18 protein-coding genes are annotated in these 14654 nt (G+C 69.6%); 11 read left to right on the plus strand and 7 right to left on the minus strand.

Annotated features, from left to right (window positions below; genetic code table 11):
* The 3 genes from infB to A5692_RS19475 all read left to right on the plus strand — a co-directional run.
* The coding region (gene infB, locus A5692_RS19465; RefSeq protein ID WP_068058772.1) for a translation initiation factor IF-2 at positions 1 to 1264 on the plus strand (1264 nt) is incomplete at its 5' end.
* 81 nt (positions 1265 to 1345) lie between these two features.
* Complete coding sequence (gene rbfA / locus A5692_RS19470; protein WP_068058774.1) at positions 1346 to 1813, plus strand: 30S ribosome-binding factor RbfA; 468 nt, start codon at positions 1346 to 1348, stop codon at positions 1811 to 1813.
* A complete protein-coding gene (locus A5692_RS19475) occupies positions 1788 to 2798 on the plus strand; it encodes a bifunctional oligoribonuclease/PAP phosphatase NrnA (RefSeq protein WP_068058775.1) in 1011 nt (336 codons plus the stop codon). Before rbfA ends, A5692_RS19475 begins: the two co-directional genes overlap by 26 nt.
* Positions 2799 to 2819: 21 nt before the next feature.
* Here A5692_RS19475 and A5692_RS19480 read toward each other — a convergent pair whose 3' ends face one another.
* The gene (locus A5692_RS19480; protein ID WP_068058777.1) at positions 2820 to 3401 is read right to left on the minus strand and encodes a hypothetical protein; all 582 of its coding nucleotides are present in this window, start codon (positions 3399 to 3401) and stop codon (positions 2820 to 2822) included.
* 49 nt (positions 3402 to 3450) lie between these two features.
* Positions 3451 to 4200, minus strand: a complete 750-nt coding sequence (locus A5692_RS19485; protein WP_068058779.1) for an enoyl-CoA hydratase — start codon at positions 4198 to 4200, stop codon at positions 3451 to 3453.
* Positions 4201 to 4243: 43 nt separating this feature from the next.
* Between A5692_RS19485 and A5692_RS19490 the strand changes: the two genes are divergently transcribed.
* Positions 4244 to 4555, plus strand: a complete 312-nt coding sequence (locus tag A5692_RS19490) for a DUF2277 domain-containing protein (protein ID WP_068058782.1) — start codon at positions 4244 to 4246, stop codon at positions 4553 to 4555.
* On the plus strand, positions 4552 to 5112 hold the full coding sequence (locus A5692_RS19495; protein ID WP_068058784.1) for a DUF1802 family protein: 561 nt from the start codon (positions 4552 to 4554) through the stop codon (positions 5110 to 5112). The genes A5692_RS19490 and A5692_RS19495 overlap by 4 nt, the downstream gene beginning before the upstream one ends.
* On the opposite strand, the gene A5692_RS19500 is transcribed toward A5692_RS19495, so the two are convergent.
* Both A5692_RS19500 and A5692_RS19505 read right to left on the minus strand, forming a co-directional pair.
* Complete coding sequence (locus tag A5692_RS19500) at positions 5071 to 6789, minus strand: CocE/NonD family hydrolase (RefSeq protein WP_068058786.1); 1719 nt, start codon at positions 6787 to 6789, stop codon at positions 5071 to 5073. The two genes, A5692_RS19495 and A5692_RS19500, sit on opposite strands and share 42 nt — an antisense overlap.
* Positions 6790 to 6817: 28 nt before the next feature.
* A complete protein-coding gene (locus A5692_RS19505; RefSeq protein WP_068058787.1) occupies positions 6818 to 7402 on the minus strand; it encodes a DUF3558 domain-containing protein in 585 nt (194 codons plus the stop codon).
* A gap of 199 nt (positions 7403 to 7601) precedes the next feature.
* Here A5692_RS19505 and A5692_RS19510 point away from each other — a divergent pair, with 199 nt between their 5' ends.
* From A5692_RS19510 to A5692_RS19525, 4 genes are all read left to right on the plus strand, one after another.
* Positions 7602 to 8528 carry a metallophosphoesterase gene (locus A5692_RS19510; RefSeq protein WP_369830311.1) on the plus strand — a complete coding sequence of 309 codons (927 nt, stop codon included), beginning with the start codon at positions 7602 to 7604 and terminating at the stop codon, positions 8526 to 8528.
* Entirely contained in the window at positions 8525 to 9205 is a 681-nt protein-coding gene (locus A5692_RS19515; protein ID WP_068058791.1) for a 4'-phosphopantetheinyl transferase, read from the plus strand. Before A5692_RS19510 ends, A5692_RS19515 begins: the two co-directional genes overlap by 4 nt.
* Positions 9202 to 10107 carry a tRNA pseudouridine(55) synthase TruB gene (gene truB, locus A5692_RS19520; protein WP_068058793.1) on the plus strand — a complete coding sequence of 302 codons (906 nt, stop codon included), beginning with the start codon at positions 9202 to 9204 and terminating at the stop codon, positions 10105 to 10107. The genes A5692_RS19515 and truB overlap by 4 nt, the downstream gene beginning before the upstream one ends.
* Before the next feature lie 91 nt (positions 10108 to 10198).
* Positions 10199 to 11389: a lipid-transfer protein gene (locus A5692_RS19525; protein ID WP_068058796.1), complete on the plus strand. Its 1191-nt coding sequence runs from the start codon at positions 10199 to 10201 to the stop codon at positions 11387 to 11389.
* 16 nt (positions 11390 to 11405) lie between these two features.
* On the opposite strand, the gene mntR is transcribed toward A5692_RS19525, so the two are convergent.
* Positions 11406 to 12110, minus strand: a complete 705-nt coding sequence (gene mntR, locus A5692_RS19530) for a manganese-binding transcriptional regulator MntR (protein WP_068058798.1) — start codon at positions 12108 to 12110, stop codon at positions 11406 to 11408.
* 127 nt (positions 12111 to 12237) lie between these two features.
* Here mntR and A5692_RS19535 point away from each other — a divergent pair, with 127 nt between their 5' ends.
* Entirely contained in the window at positions 12238 to 13215 is a 978-nt protein-coding gene (locus A5692_RS19535; RefSeq protein WP_068058800.1) for a bifunctional riboflavin kinase/FAD synthetase, read from the plus strand.
* A gap of 12 nt (positions 13216 to 13227) precedes the next feature.
* Here A5692_RS19535 and A5692_RS19540 read toward each other — a convergent pair whose 3' ends face one another.
* Both A5692_RS19540 and A5692_RS19545 read right to left on the minus strand, forming a co-directional pair.
* Positions 13228 to 13713, minus strand: a complete 486-nt coding sequence (locus tag A5692_RS19540) for an SRPBCC domain-containing protein (RefSeq protein ID WP_068058802.1) — start codon at positions 13711 to 13713, stop codon at positions 13228 to 13230.
* A gap of 2 nt (positions 13714 to 13715) precedes the next feature.
* Positions 13716 to 14075: a helix-turn-helix transcriptional regulator gene (locus A5692_RS19545; RefSeq protein ID WP_068058804.1), complete on the minus strand. Its 360-nt coding sequence runs from the start codon at positions 14073 to 14075 to the stop codon at positions 13716 to 13718.
* Positions 14076 to 14247: 172 nt separating this feature from the next.
* Here A5692_RS19545 and rpsO point away from each other — a divergent pair, with 172 nt between their 5' ends.
* Positions 14248 to 14517, plus strand: a complete 270-nt coding sequence (gene rpsO / locus A5692_RS19550; RefSeq protein WP_003878661.1) for a 30S ribosomal protein S15 — start codon at positions 14248 to 14250, stop codon at positions 14515 to 14517.
* The last annotated feature ends 137 nt before the right edge of the window (positions 14518 to 14654 follow it).

Below are 14654 nucleotides of genomic sequence, written 5' to 3' on the forward strand. Positions count from 1 at the left end.
CGCCGCCGACGACGGCGTGATGCCGCAGACGGTGGAGGCCATCAACCACGCGCAGGCGGCCGACGTGCCGATCGTGGTGGCGGTCAACAAGATCGACAAGGAGGGCGCCGACCCGGCCAAGATCCGCGGCCAGCTCACCGAATACGGCTTGGTGGCAGAGGATTTCGGTGGCGACACGATGTTCGTCGACATCTCCGCCAAGGAAGGCACCAACATCAAGGCGCTCGAAGAGGCGGTGCTGCTGACCGCCGACGCCGCCCTGGACCTGCGGGCCAACCCGGACATGGAGGCCCAGGGTGTGGCGATCGAGGCGCACCTGGACCGCGGTCGCGGCCCGGTCGCCACGGTGCTGGTGCAGCGCGGGACGCTGCGGGTCGGCGACTCGGTGGTGGCCGGCGACGCCTACGGTCGCGTCCGCCGCATGGTCGACGAGCACGGCGACGACGTCGAGGAGGCGCTGCCGTCGCGGCCGGTGCAGGTCATCGGCTTCACGTCGGTGCCCGGCGCCGGTGACAACTTCCTGGTCGTCGACGAGGACCGCATCGCCCGCCAGATCGCCGACCGACGCAGCGCGCGCAAGCGCAACGCGCTGGCGGCGCGGTCGCGCAAGCGGATCAGCCTGGAAGACCTGGACTCGGCGCTGAAGGAAACCAGCCAGCTGAACCTGATCCTCAAGGGCGACAACGCCGGTACCGTCGAGGCACTCGAGGAGGCCCTGATGGGCATCCAGGTCGACGACGAGGTGATGCTGCGCGTGATCGACCGCGGCGTCGGTGGCATCACCGAGACCAACGTCAACCTGGCGTCGGCGTCGGACGCGGTGATCATCGGCTTCAACGTGCGCGCCGAAGGGAAGGCGACGGAGCTGGCCAACCGCGAGGGCGTCGAGATCCGGTACTACTCGGTCATCTACCAGGCGATCGACGACATCGAGAAGGCCCTGCGCGGCATGCTCAAGCCGATCTACGAGGAGAAGGAGCTGGGTCGCGCCGAGATCCGCGCGATCTTCCGGTCCTCGAAGGTGGGCATCATCGCCGGCTGCATGATCAGCTCCGGGGTGGTGCGGCGCAACGCGAAGGCGCGCCTGCTGCGGGACAACGTCGTGGTCACCGAGAACCTGACGATCAACTCGCTGCGACGGGAGAAGGACGACGTGACCGAGGTCCGCGAGGGCTTCGAGTGCGGTATGACGCTGGGCTACGCCGACATCAAGGAAGGCGACATCATCGAGTCCTACGAGCTCGTCGAGAAGGAGCGCGCCTGACCACTGCCGACGATGCAGAAAGGGAAATGTGTGATGAGGTGGGGGTACCTCCCGCTTGCGGGGGAGAGGCGGTGAATCAAAATGCCTGACCCGGCTCGGGCGCGCCGATTGGCCAAACGCATCAACACGATCGTCGCCTCGGCGATCGAGTTCGAGATCAAGGATCCCGGCCTGGACGGGGTGACCATCGTCGACACCAAGGTCACCGCCGACCTGCACGATGCGACGGTGTTCTACACCGTGATGGGCCGCACCCTGGACGACGAGCCGGACTACGCCGCCGCGGCGGCCGCGCTGGAACGGGCCAAGGGCGCGCTGCGCACGATGGTGGGGGCGGGCACTGGCGTGCGCTTCACGCCCACGCTGACCTTCACCCGCGACACCACGCTGGACACCGTGCAGCGGATGGACGAGTTGCTGGCCCGCGCCCGGGCGGCGGACGCCGACCTGGCGCGGGTTCGCTCGGGGGCCAAGCCGGCCGGGGAGGCCGATCCCTACCGGGGGTCAAGCGACGAGGACACCGGTGACGACGACCGACGCGAAGACTGAGCTGACCCGCGCCGCGGGAACCGGGGCACGCGTCGACGTCCACGGGGCGGTCGAATTGCTCTCCGGCGCCGCGACTATCGCGGTGGTCGCCCACGTCCACCCCGATGCCGACACCATCGGCGCGGGCCTGGCGCTGGCTCTGGTGTTGGACAGGTGCGGCAAGAGCGTCGAGGTGGGCTTCGCCGAGCCGGCGACGCTGCCGGAGTCGCTGTCGTCGCTCCCCGGTTGTCGGCTGCTGGTCGGTGCCGACGCGATGCGGCGCGACGTCGATCTGGTTGTCACCGTTGATGTTCCGAGCGTCAAGCGGCTGGGCGCGTTGAGTGATTTGGCCGGCCCCGGCCGGGAGCTGCTGGTGATCGACCACCACGCCTCCAACGAGATGTTCGGGACCGCCAACTTCGTTGACGTGTCTGCGGATTCGACCACCATGATGATCGCCGACATCCTCGACGCGTGGGACAAGCCGATCGACCCCGACGTCGCGCACTGCATCTACGCCGGGCTGACGACCGACACCGGGTCGTTCCGCTGGGCCACCCCCCGCGCGCTCCGGCTGGCGGCCCGGCTGGTCGAGACGGGCGTCGACAACGCCGCCATCAGCCGCACGCTGATGGACAGCCACCCCTTCACCTGGCTGCCGCTGCTGTCCCGGGTGCTGGGCTCGGCGCAGTTGCTGCCGGACGCGGTGGGTGGCCGTGGGCTGGTGTATGCCGTTGTCGGGCACCAGGATTGGGTCAGCTCGCGGGCCGAGGAAGTCGAAAGCATCGTCGACATCGTTCGCACCACGCAGCAGGCCGAGGTGGCCGCGGTGTTCAAGGAAGTCGACCCGCAGCGGTGGTCGGTGTCGATGCGCGCCAAGGCCGACGTGGATCTGGCGGCCGTCGCGTCCGCGTTCGGCGGGGGCGGCCACCGGCTGGCGGCCGGCTATTCGGCGAGCGGCCCGATCGACGACGTCGTGGCGGCGCTGCGCACGGCGCTGGGTTAAAACGGGGCTGGGTAAAACGGGCTAGAACGCCCAGCTGCCGGAACGTTGCAGCACGAACCCGTGGTCCCCGCTGGTGGTGTCCAGGCAGGCGACCAGGTTGTCGGCGCCGACTGCGCACGTGACGTTCAGGTAGGTCAACTTCTGGCCCGCGCTCAACAGCTTGCCGGCCGGCGGCAGGACGGCCGGGCTGCCGTCGCAGCCGCCATAGGACATGCGGCTCAATTGGTAGCCGGGCCCCTTGAACTCGGCCGAGCCCACCAGGCAATCGCCCGGATGCGGGCGCCCGCCCAGCACGGGAACGTCGTCGATGCCGGGCATGTCGCCCTTGCATTTGATGTCCTGTGACGGCTGCGGCGCCGGCGGCGGGCCGCCGTAGAAGTCGCACACCAGGGTGTAGGGGGTGGAGAAGCTGATCCGCGGCGCGGTGCCCGGACCGGTGCTGGTCACAAAGCCGTCCGCCGGGACGGGCGCGAAGCCGTCCAGGTTGGGAAACCCCGGCGGCGGCAGGGCGGCCGCACGCGGTGCGAGTCCCGCAATGGCGGCCACCGCGAGCATCACGGCGCCCGCGAACACCCTCACGATGGCATCGACGACAGCACGCATCAGCTGATCGTATTGGTTGCCTGCGACCGGCGGGGCCAGACCGCCGCGCCTACCGGACCTGGGCCCGCCCCCGCTGCAGTACCGCCTCGCGGTTGGCGGCGATGTCGTCGCCGCTGGTCCGGAACTGGCGGGCCGCCATCGCTTCGAGCCACAGCCCCGCGCTCGTCTGCGCATCGTCGATCCGGTGATAGGACGCCAGCAGCGCGCGCACCGCGTCCTGGTTGTTGCCGACGATCGACGCCGCCACCCCGCGGGCGGTGGCCAACAGCTGGTCGTGCGGCACCACCTCGGTCACCAGCCCGGCGCGCAGCGCGTCCGTGGCCGACAGGTAGTCCCCGGTCATGCTCATCCGCCGGGCCAGGCCGACGCCCACCTTCTGCGGCAGCCGCACGCTCAGCCCCCAGGTGGGCAGCAGGCCCACCCGGGCATGGGTGTCGGCGAACCGGGCGTTCTCCGAGGCGATCAGGATGTCGCAGTACAGGGCCACCTCCAGCCCGCCCGTGACGGCGGCGCCGTTGATCGCGCCGATGACCGGCTTGCTCAGCGGTGGCCAGCGCGGGGAGATATCCGGAAGCGCCGAGGAACCGCCCAACTCTTTGAGATCCAGTCCCGCACAGAACACCGGGTCGGTGCCGGTGACGATGACGACGTCGACGGCGTCGTCGGTTTCCGCGTCGGCCAGGGCCCCGAAGAACCGGTCCCGCAGCGCCGAGGACAGCGCGTTGCGGGATTGCGGCCGATTGAGGGTCAGGGTGCGCACCCGCTCGTCGGTGTCGATCAGCAGGATGTCGTCGGTCATGAGATCACCGTAAGGGGTCGCCGGCCGCGCCTATCGTTGAGGCATGTGTCGGAACATCACCGAGCTGCGCGGGCTTCAACCGGCGGCCACGCCCGAGGAGATCGCGGCGGCTGCGCGCCAGTACGTGCGCAAGGTCAGCGGCATCACCCACCCCTCGGCGGCCAACGCCGAGGCGTTCGAGGCCGCCGTCGCCGAGGTCACCGAGACGACGACGCGGTTGCTCGCGGCGCTGCCCGCGCGCCGGCAGCCGCCCAAGACCGTCCCGCCGCTGCGCCGGCCCGTGGGGGTACCACCCGCTCGCGGGGGCGTGATCGCCCGGCTGGCCGGGGGCGCGATGACGGCCACCGCGACATGACCCTCGTCGCGACCATGCCCGCGCTCAAGGAATGGAGTGCCGCCGTGCACGCCCTGCTCGACGGCCGCCAGCGGGTGCTGCTGCGCAAGGGCGGCATCGGGGAGAAACGGTTCGACCTGGCCGCCCGCGAGTTCCTGCTGTTCCCGACGGTCGCGCACAGCCACCGCGAGCGCGTCCGGCCCGAACACCGCGACCTGCTCGACGGCGCGGCCGCCGACAGCACCGAGGATCGTCTGGTGATCCGGGCGGCCGCGAAAGTCGTTGCGGCCGTGGAGGTCAACCGGCCGGAGGGCCTGACGGCGATCGAGGACCTGCACATCTGGACCGCCGAGTCGGTGCGGGCCGACCGGCTCGACTTCCGGCCCAAGCGCAAGCTGGCCGTGCTGGTGGTGTCGGTGCACCCGCTGACCGAGCCGGTGGAGATCACCCGGACACCCGAGCACGGCGGCTGCAAGAGCTGGGTGGAGTTGCCGGTGCGCGCGCCGGTGACGCCGCCGGTCCTGGACGAAGCCGCGCTAGCCGACGTCGCCGAGCGCGTCCGCCGCGCCGTTGGCTGACAGGTCCAGCGGTCCGACGGGCAGCAGCAACCGGGAGCGTCCGTACCGCACCGTGTGGGTGGCCGGCCTGGACTGCCGGCCCGTCAGGATCGGCTCATCGGTGCCCAGGTTGCGGGCGTAGCGCGGAAACCAGCTGCCGGCGATCACCACGCGGATGCGTGAGCCGGCGCGGAAGCGGTGGGCGATGCCGTCGAGCTCGACGCGGACCGTCTTCCTCGAGTTCTTGGCCGCGGCGTCCAGCCGCCGGTAGCCGTCGCTGACGTTGGTCGACCGGCCCCTGGCGTCGACCTCGCTCACCCGCACGAACAGGTCGACATGCGGGGTGTCCGCGCCGTGCGCCAGCTCGACGACCGGGCTGCCGTAGATGCACAGGTCCTGGGTGAGGGTCAGGCTGGTGAAGGCCAGCACGTCGTCGCGCGCCGCGAGCCGGCTGTCGTCGCGGTAGCCGCCGTTCGGCGACAGCAGGGGGCCGCCGGTGGTGGGCGTCGGGTCGGCCGGGTCGTAGCGGAAGGTCGCCGGCGCCAACCGCGTCAGGTCCGTCGGCGCGGTCTCACCCAGGTGTCCGCCGGGCCGCAGATAGAGCGCGCGCTCGGTGGTGGCCGGCGGCCAGTCGGCCGCGTTGCGCCAGCCCTGCCCCGTGACGTAGGCGCGGACCCGGCTGGGCCGGTGCGGGCCGGGGGCGCCACCTAGGTGGGCGTCCAGCCAATCCAGCGACTCCCGCAGGCAGGTGCTCAGCCCCGTCGTGAGTATCTGGGTGTGCGTCCACGGGCCCATGGTGAGCGCGACGTCGACGCCCCGGGCCCTCAGATGCGCGTACTGCTGCAACGTCTGCCTGACGAAGATGTCCTGCCAACCGCCGATCAGCAGGACGGGCACGTCGACGCGGTCCAGCGCGTCGCCGCAGCGCAGCGCATCCCAGAACGGGTCGCTCGGGTCGGTGTGCTCAACCCACGACTCGAACCACGGCGCGCCGGCGCCGAGCAGTGCCCGGGCCGTGTCACCTACCGGCAGCCCGAGCGCCGCCCGCGTCACCCTGTTCCGGTTCTGCAGCTGGCGCAGCGCCGACCGGGCGCGCACCGGGTCCTCCTGATGGGCGACCATGTCGCTCCACCCGAGAAAGTCGTTGACGGCGAACGAGCCGGTGCCCCACACGGACGCGTTGAAATCGTGCGGCCCGACGGTGATGACCGCAGCGGCCAGCTCCGGGGGCGGATCCTGCAGCAGCGCCCACTGGGTGAACCCGAGGTACGACATTCCGATGGTGGCGAACCGGCCGGTGAACCAGGGCTGCTCGCGCAGCCAGGCCACTGTGTCGGCGCCGTCGGCGACCTCGTTGGCCATCGGCTCGAAATCCCCGCCCGAGCCGAAGGTGCCACGGACGCTCTGCAGCACGACGTGGTAGCCCCGCGCCGCGTACAGCGCGCCGAACAGCAGGGAGAACGGAAACGCGCGCCCGTACGGCCCCCGGACCAGCAGGGTGCCCGCGGCCGGCGAGGTGTTCGGCGCGTAGTGATCGGCCACCAGGTCGACCCCGTCGCGCATGGGCACCCGGACTCGCCGCACGGTGTAATCGGCGGTCGCCGGCGGCAGGCGCAGCAGCCGACCGGCCGCCTTGGCGCCGAGGTGTCGCACGGTGTGCAGGGTGGGCTGGGCGGCTCGCGTCGAGGTGATACTCACGGTGCCAGGTTAAGGCCCGGGCCCGCCTTCAGAACTTGTAGTACGGCGCCAGGTCGTTGGCGCGCTGCAGGTCGGTGGACATGCAGTCGACCTCGGGATTGGAGTAGACCGTCGAGTAGTAGAGCGCCTGCTGCAGCACCCCGTAGCTGGTCTTGAACACGACCATGCAGGAGTAATACCAGTAGCTGTTGTGATACGTCGGCTTGAGCACCCAATACTGCGCGGCGCGGTGGCCCGCGATGGTGGTCTCCACGGCGTCGGGCGGCAGCGTCTCCTCGTAGGTGCGCCAGATGATGGGCTCGACGGCGAGCTGGTAGTTGCCCGCGTCGAAGTGGCAGCGCAGGCCGTCTTCGTGCTCGGGCGGGGTGAAGGCCAACCCGAGCCGCTGCAGCGCGTCGAACGGGATGTCCTCGCACGCATCGAACGGCCGCGGGTCGGTGGTCGCCACGATAGGGCTCTTCATGGTGGTTTCCATCGGCGCCGCGGTCGAGCGCAGCTCCACGCGCCCGCCCCCCGCCGGCCCCGGCGCGGCACCCTGCCACCCCATCGAGCCGGCGACGGCCGCGACGACGAGGGCACCGACCGCGCCGATCAGACGCACCTTGGCGAACACGACACCCCCTGACGGCCCGGCGGCCCTTGCCCGGGAGTGTACAAGTCGCGCCGCCACGGCCACAGACAAACAAGAACACGTTCTAATGCCGTCGGGCAAGGGCCGGTCCGGCCCGGCCCGCGGCCACGGGTCATTAGTCTGGTTAATCGTGGCTGGTCAAAACGCGGGCAACCAATCGACGAACGGCGGGCAACCGACGCTGTGGGCCGTCTCCGATCTGCACACCGGCCACCTCGGCAACAAGCCGGTCACCGAATCGCTGCACCCGTCGTCGCCGGACGACTGGCTGATCGTGGCCGGCGATGTCGCCGAACGCACCGACGAGATCCGTTGGGCGCTTGACCTGCTGCGCCGGCGCTTCGCCAAGGTGATCTGGGTCCCGGGTAACCACGAGTTGTGGACCACGACGCGCGATCCGGTGCAGATCTTCGGCAAGGCCCGCTACGACTACCTGGTCAACATGTGCGACGAGATGGGGATCGTTACGCCCGAGCATCCCTTTCCGGTGTGGACCGAGCGCGGGGGACCGGCGACCATCGTGCCGATGTTCCTGCTGTACGACTACAGCTTCTTGCCCGAGGGCGCGGCCAGCAAAGCAGAGGGCCTGACCATCGCGCGGGAGCGCAACGTGGTCGCCACCGACGAATTCCTGCTGTCGCCGGAGCCCTATCCCACCCGGGAGGCCTGGTGCCGGCAGCGACTGGCCACCACCCGGGCCCGTCTCGAGAAACTCGACTGGATGACACCGACCGTCCTGGTGAACCATTTCCCCCTGGTCCGTGACCCCTGCGACGCGCTGTTCTACCCGGAGTTCGCGCTGTGGTGTGGAACCACCAAGACCGCCGACTGGCACACCCGCTACAACGCCGTCTGCTCGGTCTACGGTCACCTGCACATTCCGCGCACCACCTGGTACGACGACGTGCGCTTCGAGGAGGTGTCGGTGGGTTACCCGCGAGAGTGGCGGCGTCGCAAGCCGCACCACTGGCTGCGCCAGGTGCTGCCGGATCCGGAGTACGCGCCCGGTTACCTCAACGACTTCGGCGGTCACTTCGAGATCACTCCCGAGATGCGGCAGCAGGCCGCGCAGTTCCGGGAACGGTTGCGGCAGCGGCAATCACGATGACCGAGGACATGCTGGTCTCCTCGGTGCTGCCGGCGTCGGACGGCCTGGCCTACGCGGAGGTGTACACCGATCCGCCCGGCCTCGCGCCGCTGCCCGAAGAGGAGCCGCTGATCGCGAGGTCGGTGGCCAAGCGCCGCAACGAGTTCGTCACCGTCCGGCACTGCGCGCGGGTCGCGCTGGGCGAGCTCGGCCTACCGCCGGTGCCGATCCTCAAGGGCGACAAGGGCGAACCGTGCTGGCCCGACGGCGTGGTGGGCAGTCTCACCCATTGCACGGGCTATCGCGGGGCGGTCGTGGGGCGCGCGGAAGCGGTGCGCTCGGTGGGCATCGACGCCGAACCCCATGACGTGTTGCCGGACGGCGTGCTGAACGCGATCAGCCTGCCCGAGGAGCGGCACGAGATGGCCACGCTGCCCGAGGGTCTGCACTGGGATCGAATCCTGTTCTGCGCCAAGGAAGCAACGTACAAGGCGTGGTTCCCGTTGACCAAGCGCTGGCTGGGTTTCGAGGACGCCCACATCGTGCTCGACCTCGACCCGCCCGACGGGGGCACCACCGGGGTCTTCGTATCCAAGATCCTGATCGACGGGCAGGCGCTCGACGGCCCGCCCCTGACCGCGCTGCGGGGCCGGTGGTCGGTGGAGCGGGGGCTGGTGCTGACCGCCATCGTGCTATGACCTCCACCAGGGGGAGCTCCCGCTGCGGCCCGGGGATCGTCGTCGTCGACAAGCCGGCCGGGATGACCAGCCACGACGTGGTCGGGCGTTGCCGGCGCATCTTCTCCACCCGCAGGGTGGGACACGCCGGAACTCTGGACCCGATGGCCACCGGCGTGCTGGTGATCGGCATCGACCGCGCCACCAAGATCCTCGGCCTGCTGACGGCGGCATCCAAGTCCTACGCCGCCACCGTCCGGCTCGGCCAGACGACGTCCACCGAGGACGCCGAAGGCGAAGTGCTGCACAGCGTTTCGGCCGCGCACCTGACGCGGGAGGCGATCGACGCCGCGGTTGCGGGCCTGCGCGGCGACATCGAGCAGGTGCCGTCGTCGGTAAGCGCCATCAAGGTGGAGGGCCGCCGCGCCTACCGGCTGGTGCGTGAGGGTCAGACCGTCGAGCTCGCGGCCCGGCCGGTGCGCATCGATCGGTTCGAGGTGCTCGACGTCCGGCCCGCCGGTGAGTTCGTCGACGTGGACGTGGAGGTGGACTGCTCGTCGGGGACCTACGTTCGCGCGCTGGCCCGCGACGTCGGGGCCGCGCTGGGGGTGGGCGGGCACCTGACGGCGCTGCGGCGCACCCGCGTCGGTCGCTTCACGCTGGAGCAGGCCCGCTCGCTCGACGACCTGGCCGAGCGGCCCGCCCTGTCGCTGACGCTGGACGAGGCGTGCCTGCTGAATTTTCCGCGCCGCGACCTGACCGCAGAGGAGGCGGACGCGACCGCCAATGGCCGGCCGCTTGCCCCGGCCGGCATGCAGGGTGTCTATGCCGCCTGCGATGCCGACGGGCGGGTCATCGCGCTGCTGCGCGACGAGGGCGCGCGCACCAAGTCGGTGGTCGTGATCCGCCCGGCGACGCTGTAGCGGCCCCGGCCGAACGGTTGGTTGGGCTACGTTGCACACTGAGACATCCAGGCGGATATCTAGCCGGCCTACTGTTCGGAAGGGGACAACGATGTCCAACAAGGTTTACGTCGTCGGCGTCGGCATGACGAAATTCGAGAAGCCGGGCCGCCGAGAGGGCTGGGACTACCCCGACATGGCGCGCGAGTCCGGAACCAACGCGCTGGCCGACGCCGGCATCGACTACCGCGAGGTGCAGCAGGGCTACGTCGGCTACGTCGCCGGCGACTCGACGTCCGGGCAGCGGGCGCTCTACGAGCTGGGCATGACCGGCATTCCGATCGTCAACGTCAACAACAACTGCTCGACTGGCTCGACCGCGCTGTTCCTGGCGGCCCAGGCCATCCGCGGCGGGATCGTCGACTGCGCCATCGCGCTCGGCTTCGAGAAGATGCAACCCGGTTCGCTGGGCGGCGGTGCGCAGGACCGCGAATCGCCGATGGGCAAGCACGTCAAGGCGATGGCCGCGATCGACGAGTTCGCGATGCCGGTCGCACCCTGGATGTTCGGCGCCGCCGGTCGCGAGCACATGCGCCAATACGGCAGCACCGCAGAGCATTTCGCCAAGATCGGCTACAAGAATCACAAGCACTCCGTCAACAACCCGTTCGCGCAGTTCCAGGAGTCCTACACGCTCGAGGACATCCTGGCCGCACGGATGATCTCCGATCCCCTGACCAAGCTGCAGTGCTCGCCCACGTCCGACGGTTCCGGCGCGGCGATCCTGGCCTCGGAGAGCTTCGTCGACAGCCACGGGTTGGCCGGCCAGGCCGTGGAGATCGTCGGTCAGGCCATGACCACCGACTTCGAGTCCACCTTCGACGGAAGCGCCAAGAACCTGATCGGCTACGACATGAATGTCCAGGCCGCGCAACAGGTTTACCAGCAGTCCGGGTTGGGGCCCGAAGACTTCCAGGTGATCGAGCTGCACGACTGCTTCTCGGCCAACGAGCTGCTGCTGTACGAGGCGCTGGGCCTGTGCGCCCCGGGCGAGGCGCCCAAGCTGATCGACAACGGCGACACCACCTACGGCGGGCGCTGGGTGGTCAACCCGTCGGGCGGCCTGATCTCCAAGGGCCACCCGCTGGGCGCGACGGGCCTGGCGCAGTGCGCCGAGCTGACGTGGCAGCTGCGGGGCACCGCCGACAAGCGGCAGGTCGACAACGTCAGCGCCGCACTGCAACACAACATCGGGCTGGGTGGCGCGGCCGTCGTCACCGCCTACCAGCGCGCCGAGCGCTAGCCCGAGCGAGCTTGGGTTAGCCCACAACCCAGATCGCCCGGGCTGCCGGGCTGCCCAGGTCGACCGTCGTCTCCACTCCGTCGCCGGATTCGATCGCCACCGAGATCATGCCGGCGAATTCCCGACGGGTCAGGACCCGCAGCCGCGAGTCGAGGTTGATGCCGACGTCGGCGAAATAGCGCAGCATCTCCGGGTCGGCGTCGGAGATGCGGGCCACGGTTCCGGTGTCCCCGTCGCCGCACGCCCACAGCTGCCGGGCCGGCGGCGTGGGCACCTGGCCGTCGGAGGCCGGGATCGGGTCCCCGTGCGGGTCGCGCTGCGGGAACCCCAGTTTTGCGTCGATGCGGGCGACCAGCCGATCCGACACCGCGTGTTCGAGCACCTCGGCCTCGTCGTGCACCTCGTCCCAGCCGTAGCCGAGCTCGTTCACCAGGAAGGTCTCCAGCAGCCGGTGCCGGCGCACCATCGCCAGCGCCGCCCGCCGGCCCGCCTCGGTCAGGGTCACCGCCCCGTATTTCTCGTGGTCGACCAGGCCCTGCTCGGCGAGCTTGCGGATGGACTCCGAGGCCGTACTGGCCGACACCCCGATCTTCTCGGCCAGCATCTTGGTGCTGACCTTTTGCGGTGCGTCCTTGGGGGACCACTCCTGCGCGTTCCAGATCACTTTGAGGTAATCCTGGCCGACCGCGGTGATACCGCCACGCTCTTCGTCAGCCCTCACAACGATCCCTCACAACGACCCCTCACAACGACAAAGTTTAGGCAACCCAGGCCTGATCGTGTGCTCCTCGACACCCTCGCGGTGGCGGATCTCCCGGCAGACGTTGGGTGGCCGTAGGCTTGCCCTCGTGCAGCGGTGGCGCGGCCAAGACGAGATCCCCACGGACTGGGGCAGATGCGTGCTCACCATCGGCGTGTTCGATGGCGTGCACCGGGGCCATGCCGAACTGATCGCTCATGCGGTCAAGGCCGGGCGCGAGCGCAACGTGCCGACCGTGCTGATGACCTTCGACCCGCACCCGATGGAGGTGGTCTACCCGGGCAGCCATCCGGCGCAGCTGACGACGCTGACGCGGCGCGCGGAGCTGGTCGAGGAGATGGGCATCGACGTCTTCCTGGTGATGCCGTTCACCAGCGACTTCATGAAGCTGACCCCGGAGCGCTACGTCCACGAGCTGCTGGTGGAACACCTGCACGTGGTGGAGGTGGTGGTGGGGGAGAACTTCACCTTCGGCAAGAAGGCGGCCGGCAACGTCGAGACCCTGCGGCGCGCCGGGGAGCGCTTCGGGTTCGCCGTCGAGTCCATGTCGCTGCTGTCCGAGCACCACAGCAACGAGACGGTGACGTTTTCTTCGACCTACATCCGGTCCTGCGTGGACGCCGGCGACGTGGTGACGGCCATGGAGGCGCTGGGCCGTCCGCACCGCGTCGAGGGCGTGGTCGTCCGGGGCGAGGGGCGCGGCATGGAGCTGGGATTCCCGACCGCCAACGTGGCGCCCCCGATGTATTCGGCGATTCCGGCCGACGGCATCTATGCCGCGTGGTTCACCCTGCTCGGGCACGGACCGGTGACCGGCAGCGTCGTCCCGGGCGAGCGCTACCAGGCCGCGGTGTCCGTCGGCACCAACCCCACGTTCTCCGGACGCACCCGCACCGTCGAGGCCTTCGTCCTGGACACCACCGCCGACCTCTACGGCCAGTACGTGGCGCTGGACTTCGTCGGCCGCATCCGCGGGCAAACCAAGTTCGATTCGGTGAAGGACCTCATCGACGCGATGGGCAAGGACACCGAACGGGCGCGCGCGATGCTTTCGGCGCGGGACTGACCCGCCGCGCTTTCAGGAAGCCAGCAGGTGGTCGATCTGGTTGATCGCCGACGAGGCGCCCTCGACCACGCCCATGTCCAGCACCTGCTGAAGCGCCTCGGCGGACTCGTAGGTGCTCACATAGGTCGCCCGAGTACCGCCGCCGTGCTCGGCGAAGGTGTACACGTTCACCGAGACCGGCAGGTCGGGGTTGGGATTGAAGTCCGGGTCGGCGAAGCCGTCGAGGAACGAGAAGCTCGTCGGTTCGTCGACGGCCGTAATCTCCCAGTAGCCGGCGTACTTCTCGCCGTCCGGGCCGGTCATGAAGTAGGTCGTGCGGCTTCCGGGCGTGAGGCTGTGATCGACGACGGTCGCCGGGTGCGACGGCGGTCCCCACACCTTCTCCAGCTGACGCGGGTCGGCGTAGACCTGCCAGATCCGCTGCACCGGCGCGGCGAAGTCCGCGGTGATGGTCAGCGTGAGGTTCTCCAGATCGTGCTGGACGTCGGTGACGGGCATGGTCAGTCCTCCCTGGTCGGGTTGGTGGAATCGGTCGAGTCCGATGCGATGAGTTCGTCGACGCGCGCGATGTGACCGCGCCAGAGCAGTTCCAGCTCGGTCAGCAGGGAAGCGACCGACCGCACGGCCGTCACGTCCCCCCTGGCCAACTGCTCGCGACCGCTGCGCCGTTTGGTTATCAGGCCGGCCTTCTCGAGCACGGCGACGTGCTTCTGCACCGCCGCAAAACTCATGTCGTATTTCAGTGCCAGTGCGGACACCGAGTGTTCCCCGGCCAGCGTCCGGCGCATGATGTCGCGCCGGGTTCGGTCGGCCAGCGCGTGGAACAGGGCGTCCACCCGGTCCTCTTGCGCTACGGTCACTGCTCCAACATACAACCAAATGGTTGTATGTTGTCAAGGGGCGGGTCCGGCCTGCGATTTCGGCCGACGTCACCGCCGCTGATAGACTCGCCCCCCGATACGGCGTGTGCTGCAGTCCGCGGCGGCCACGCCCGACGTATTTTTCGCGGCACCGATTGATGGAGATGTTTTCGTGGCGCTGACCGCCGAACAGAAGAAAGAAATCCTGGGCACCTACGGCCTGCATGACACCGACACCGGTTCCCCGGAGGCGCAGGTCGCGCTGCTGACGAAGCGGATCGCCGACCTGACCGAGCACCTCAAGGTGCACAAGCACGATCACCACTCGCGGCGGGGTCTGCTCCTGCTGGTCGGTCGGCGGCGCCGGCTGCTCAAGTACGTCGCCCAGATCGACGTGGAACGGTACCGCTCGCTGGTCGAGCGCCTGGGTCTGCGCCGCTGACGCTCGGAAACCGCCAATTGGCGAAGCCCTGCCGGCGGCCTGAGTTCGCCATGTAGAGTGGGAGCGTTCTGGGCCGATTCGGCCCGAGCAAACGGTGCGGTCACGCAGATCCGCGTGTGCCGTTCCAGCGTGTCACT

The organism is Mycobacterium sp. E342, assembly GCF_001667665.1.
Taxonomy (GTDB): domain Bacteria; phylum Actinomycetota; class Actinomycetes; order Mycobacteriales; family Mycobacteriaceae; genus Mycobacterium.

Excerpts from the sequence above, each read along its gene's own strand:
- rbfA (WP_068058774.1), top strand. The coding sequence starts at position 1,346 with ATGCCTGACCCGGCTCGGGCGCGCCGATTGGCCAAACGCATCAACACG.
- A5692_RS19480 (WP_068058777.1), bottom strand. The coding sequence starts at position 3,401 with ATGCGTGCTGTCGTCGATGCCATCGTGAGGGTGTTCGCGGGCGCCGTG.
- A5692_RS19485 (WP_068058779.1), bottom strand. The coding sequence starts at position 4,200 with ATGACCGACGACATCCTGCTGATCGACACCGACGAGCGGGTGCGCACC.
- A5692_RS19490 (WP_068058782.1), top strand. The coding sequence starts at position 4,244 with ATGTGTCGGAACATCACCGAGCTGCGCGGGCTTCAACCGGCGGCCACG.
- A5692_RS19495 (WP_068058784.1), top strand. The coding sequence starts at position 4,552 with ATGACCCTCGTCGCGACCATGCCCGCGCTCAAGGAATGGAGTGCCGCC.
- A5692_RS19515 (WP_068058791.1), top strand. The coding sequence starts at position 8,525 with ATGACCGAGGACATGCTGGTCTCCTCGGTGCTGCCGGCGTCGGACGGC.
- truB (WP_068058793.1), top strand. The coding sequence starts at position 9,202 with ATGACCTCCACCAGGGGGAGCTCCCGCTGCGGCCCGGGGATCGTCGTC.
- A5692_RS19525 (WP_068058796.1), top strand. The coding sequence starts at position 10,199 with ATGTCCAACAAGGTTTACGTCGTCGGCGTCGGCATGACGAAATTCGAG.
- A5692_RS19540 (WP_068058802.1), bottom strand. The coding sequence starts at position 13,713 with ATGCCCGTCACCGACGTCCAGCACGATCTGGAGAACCTCACGCTGACC.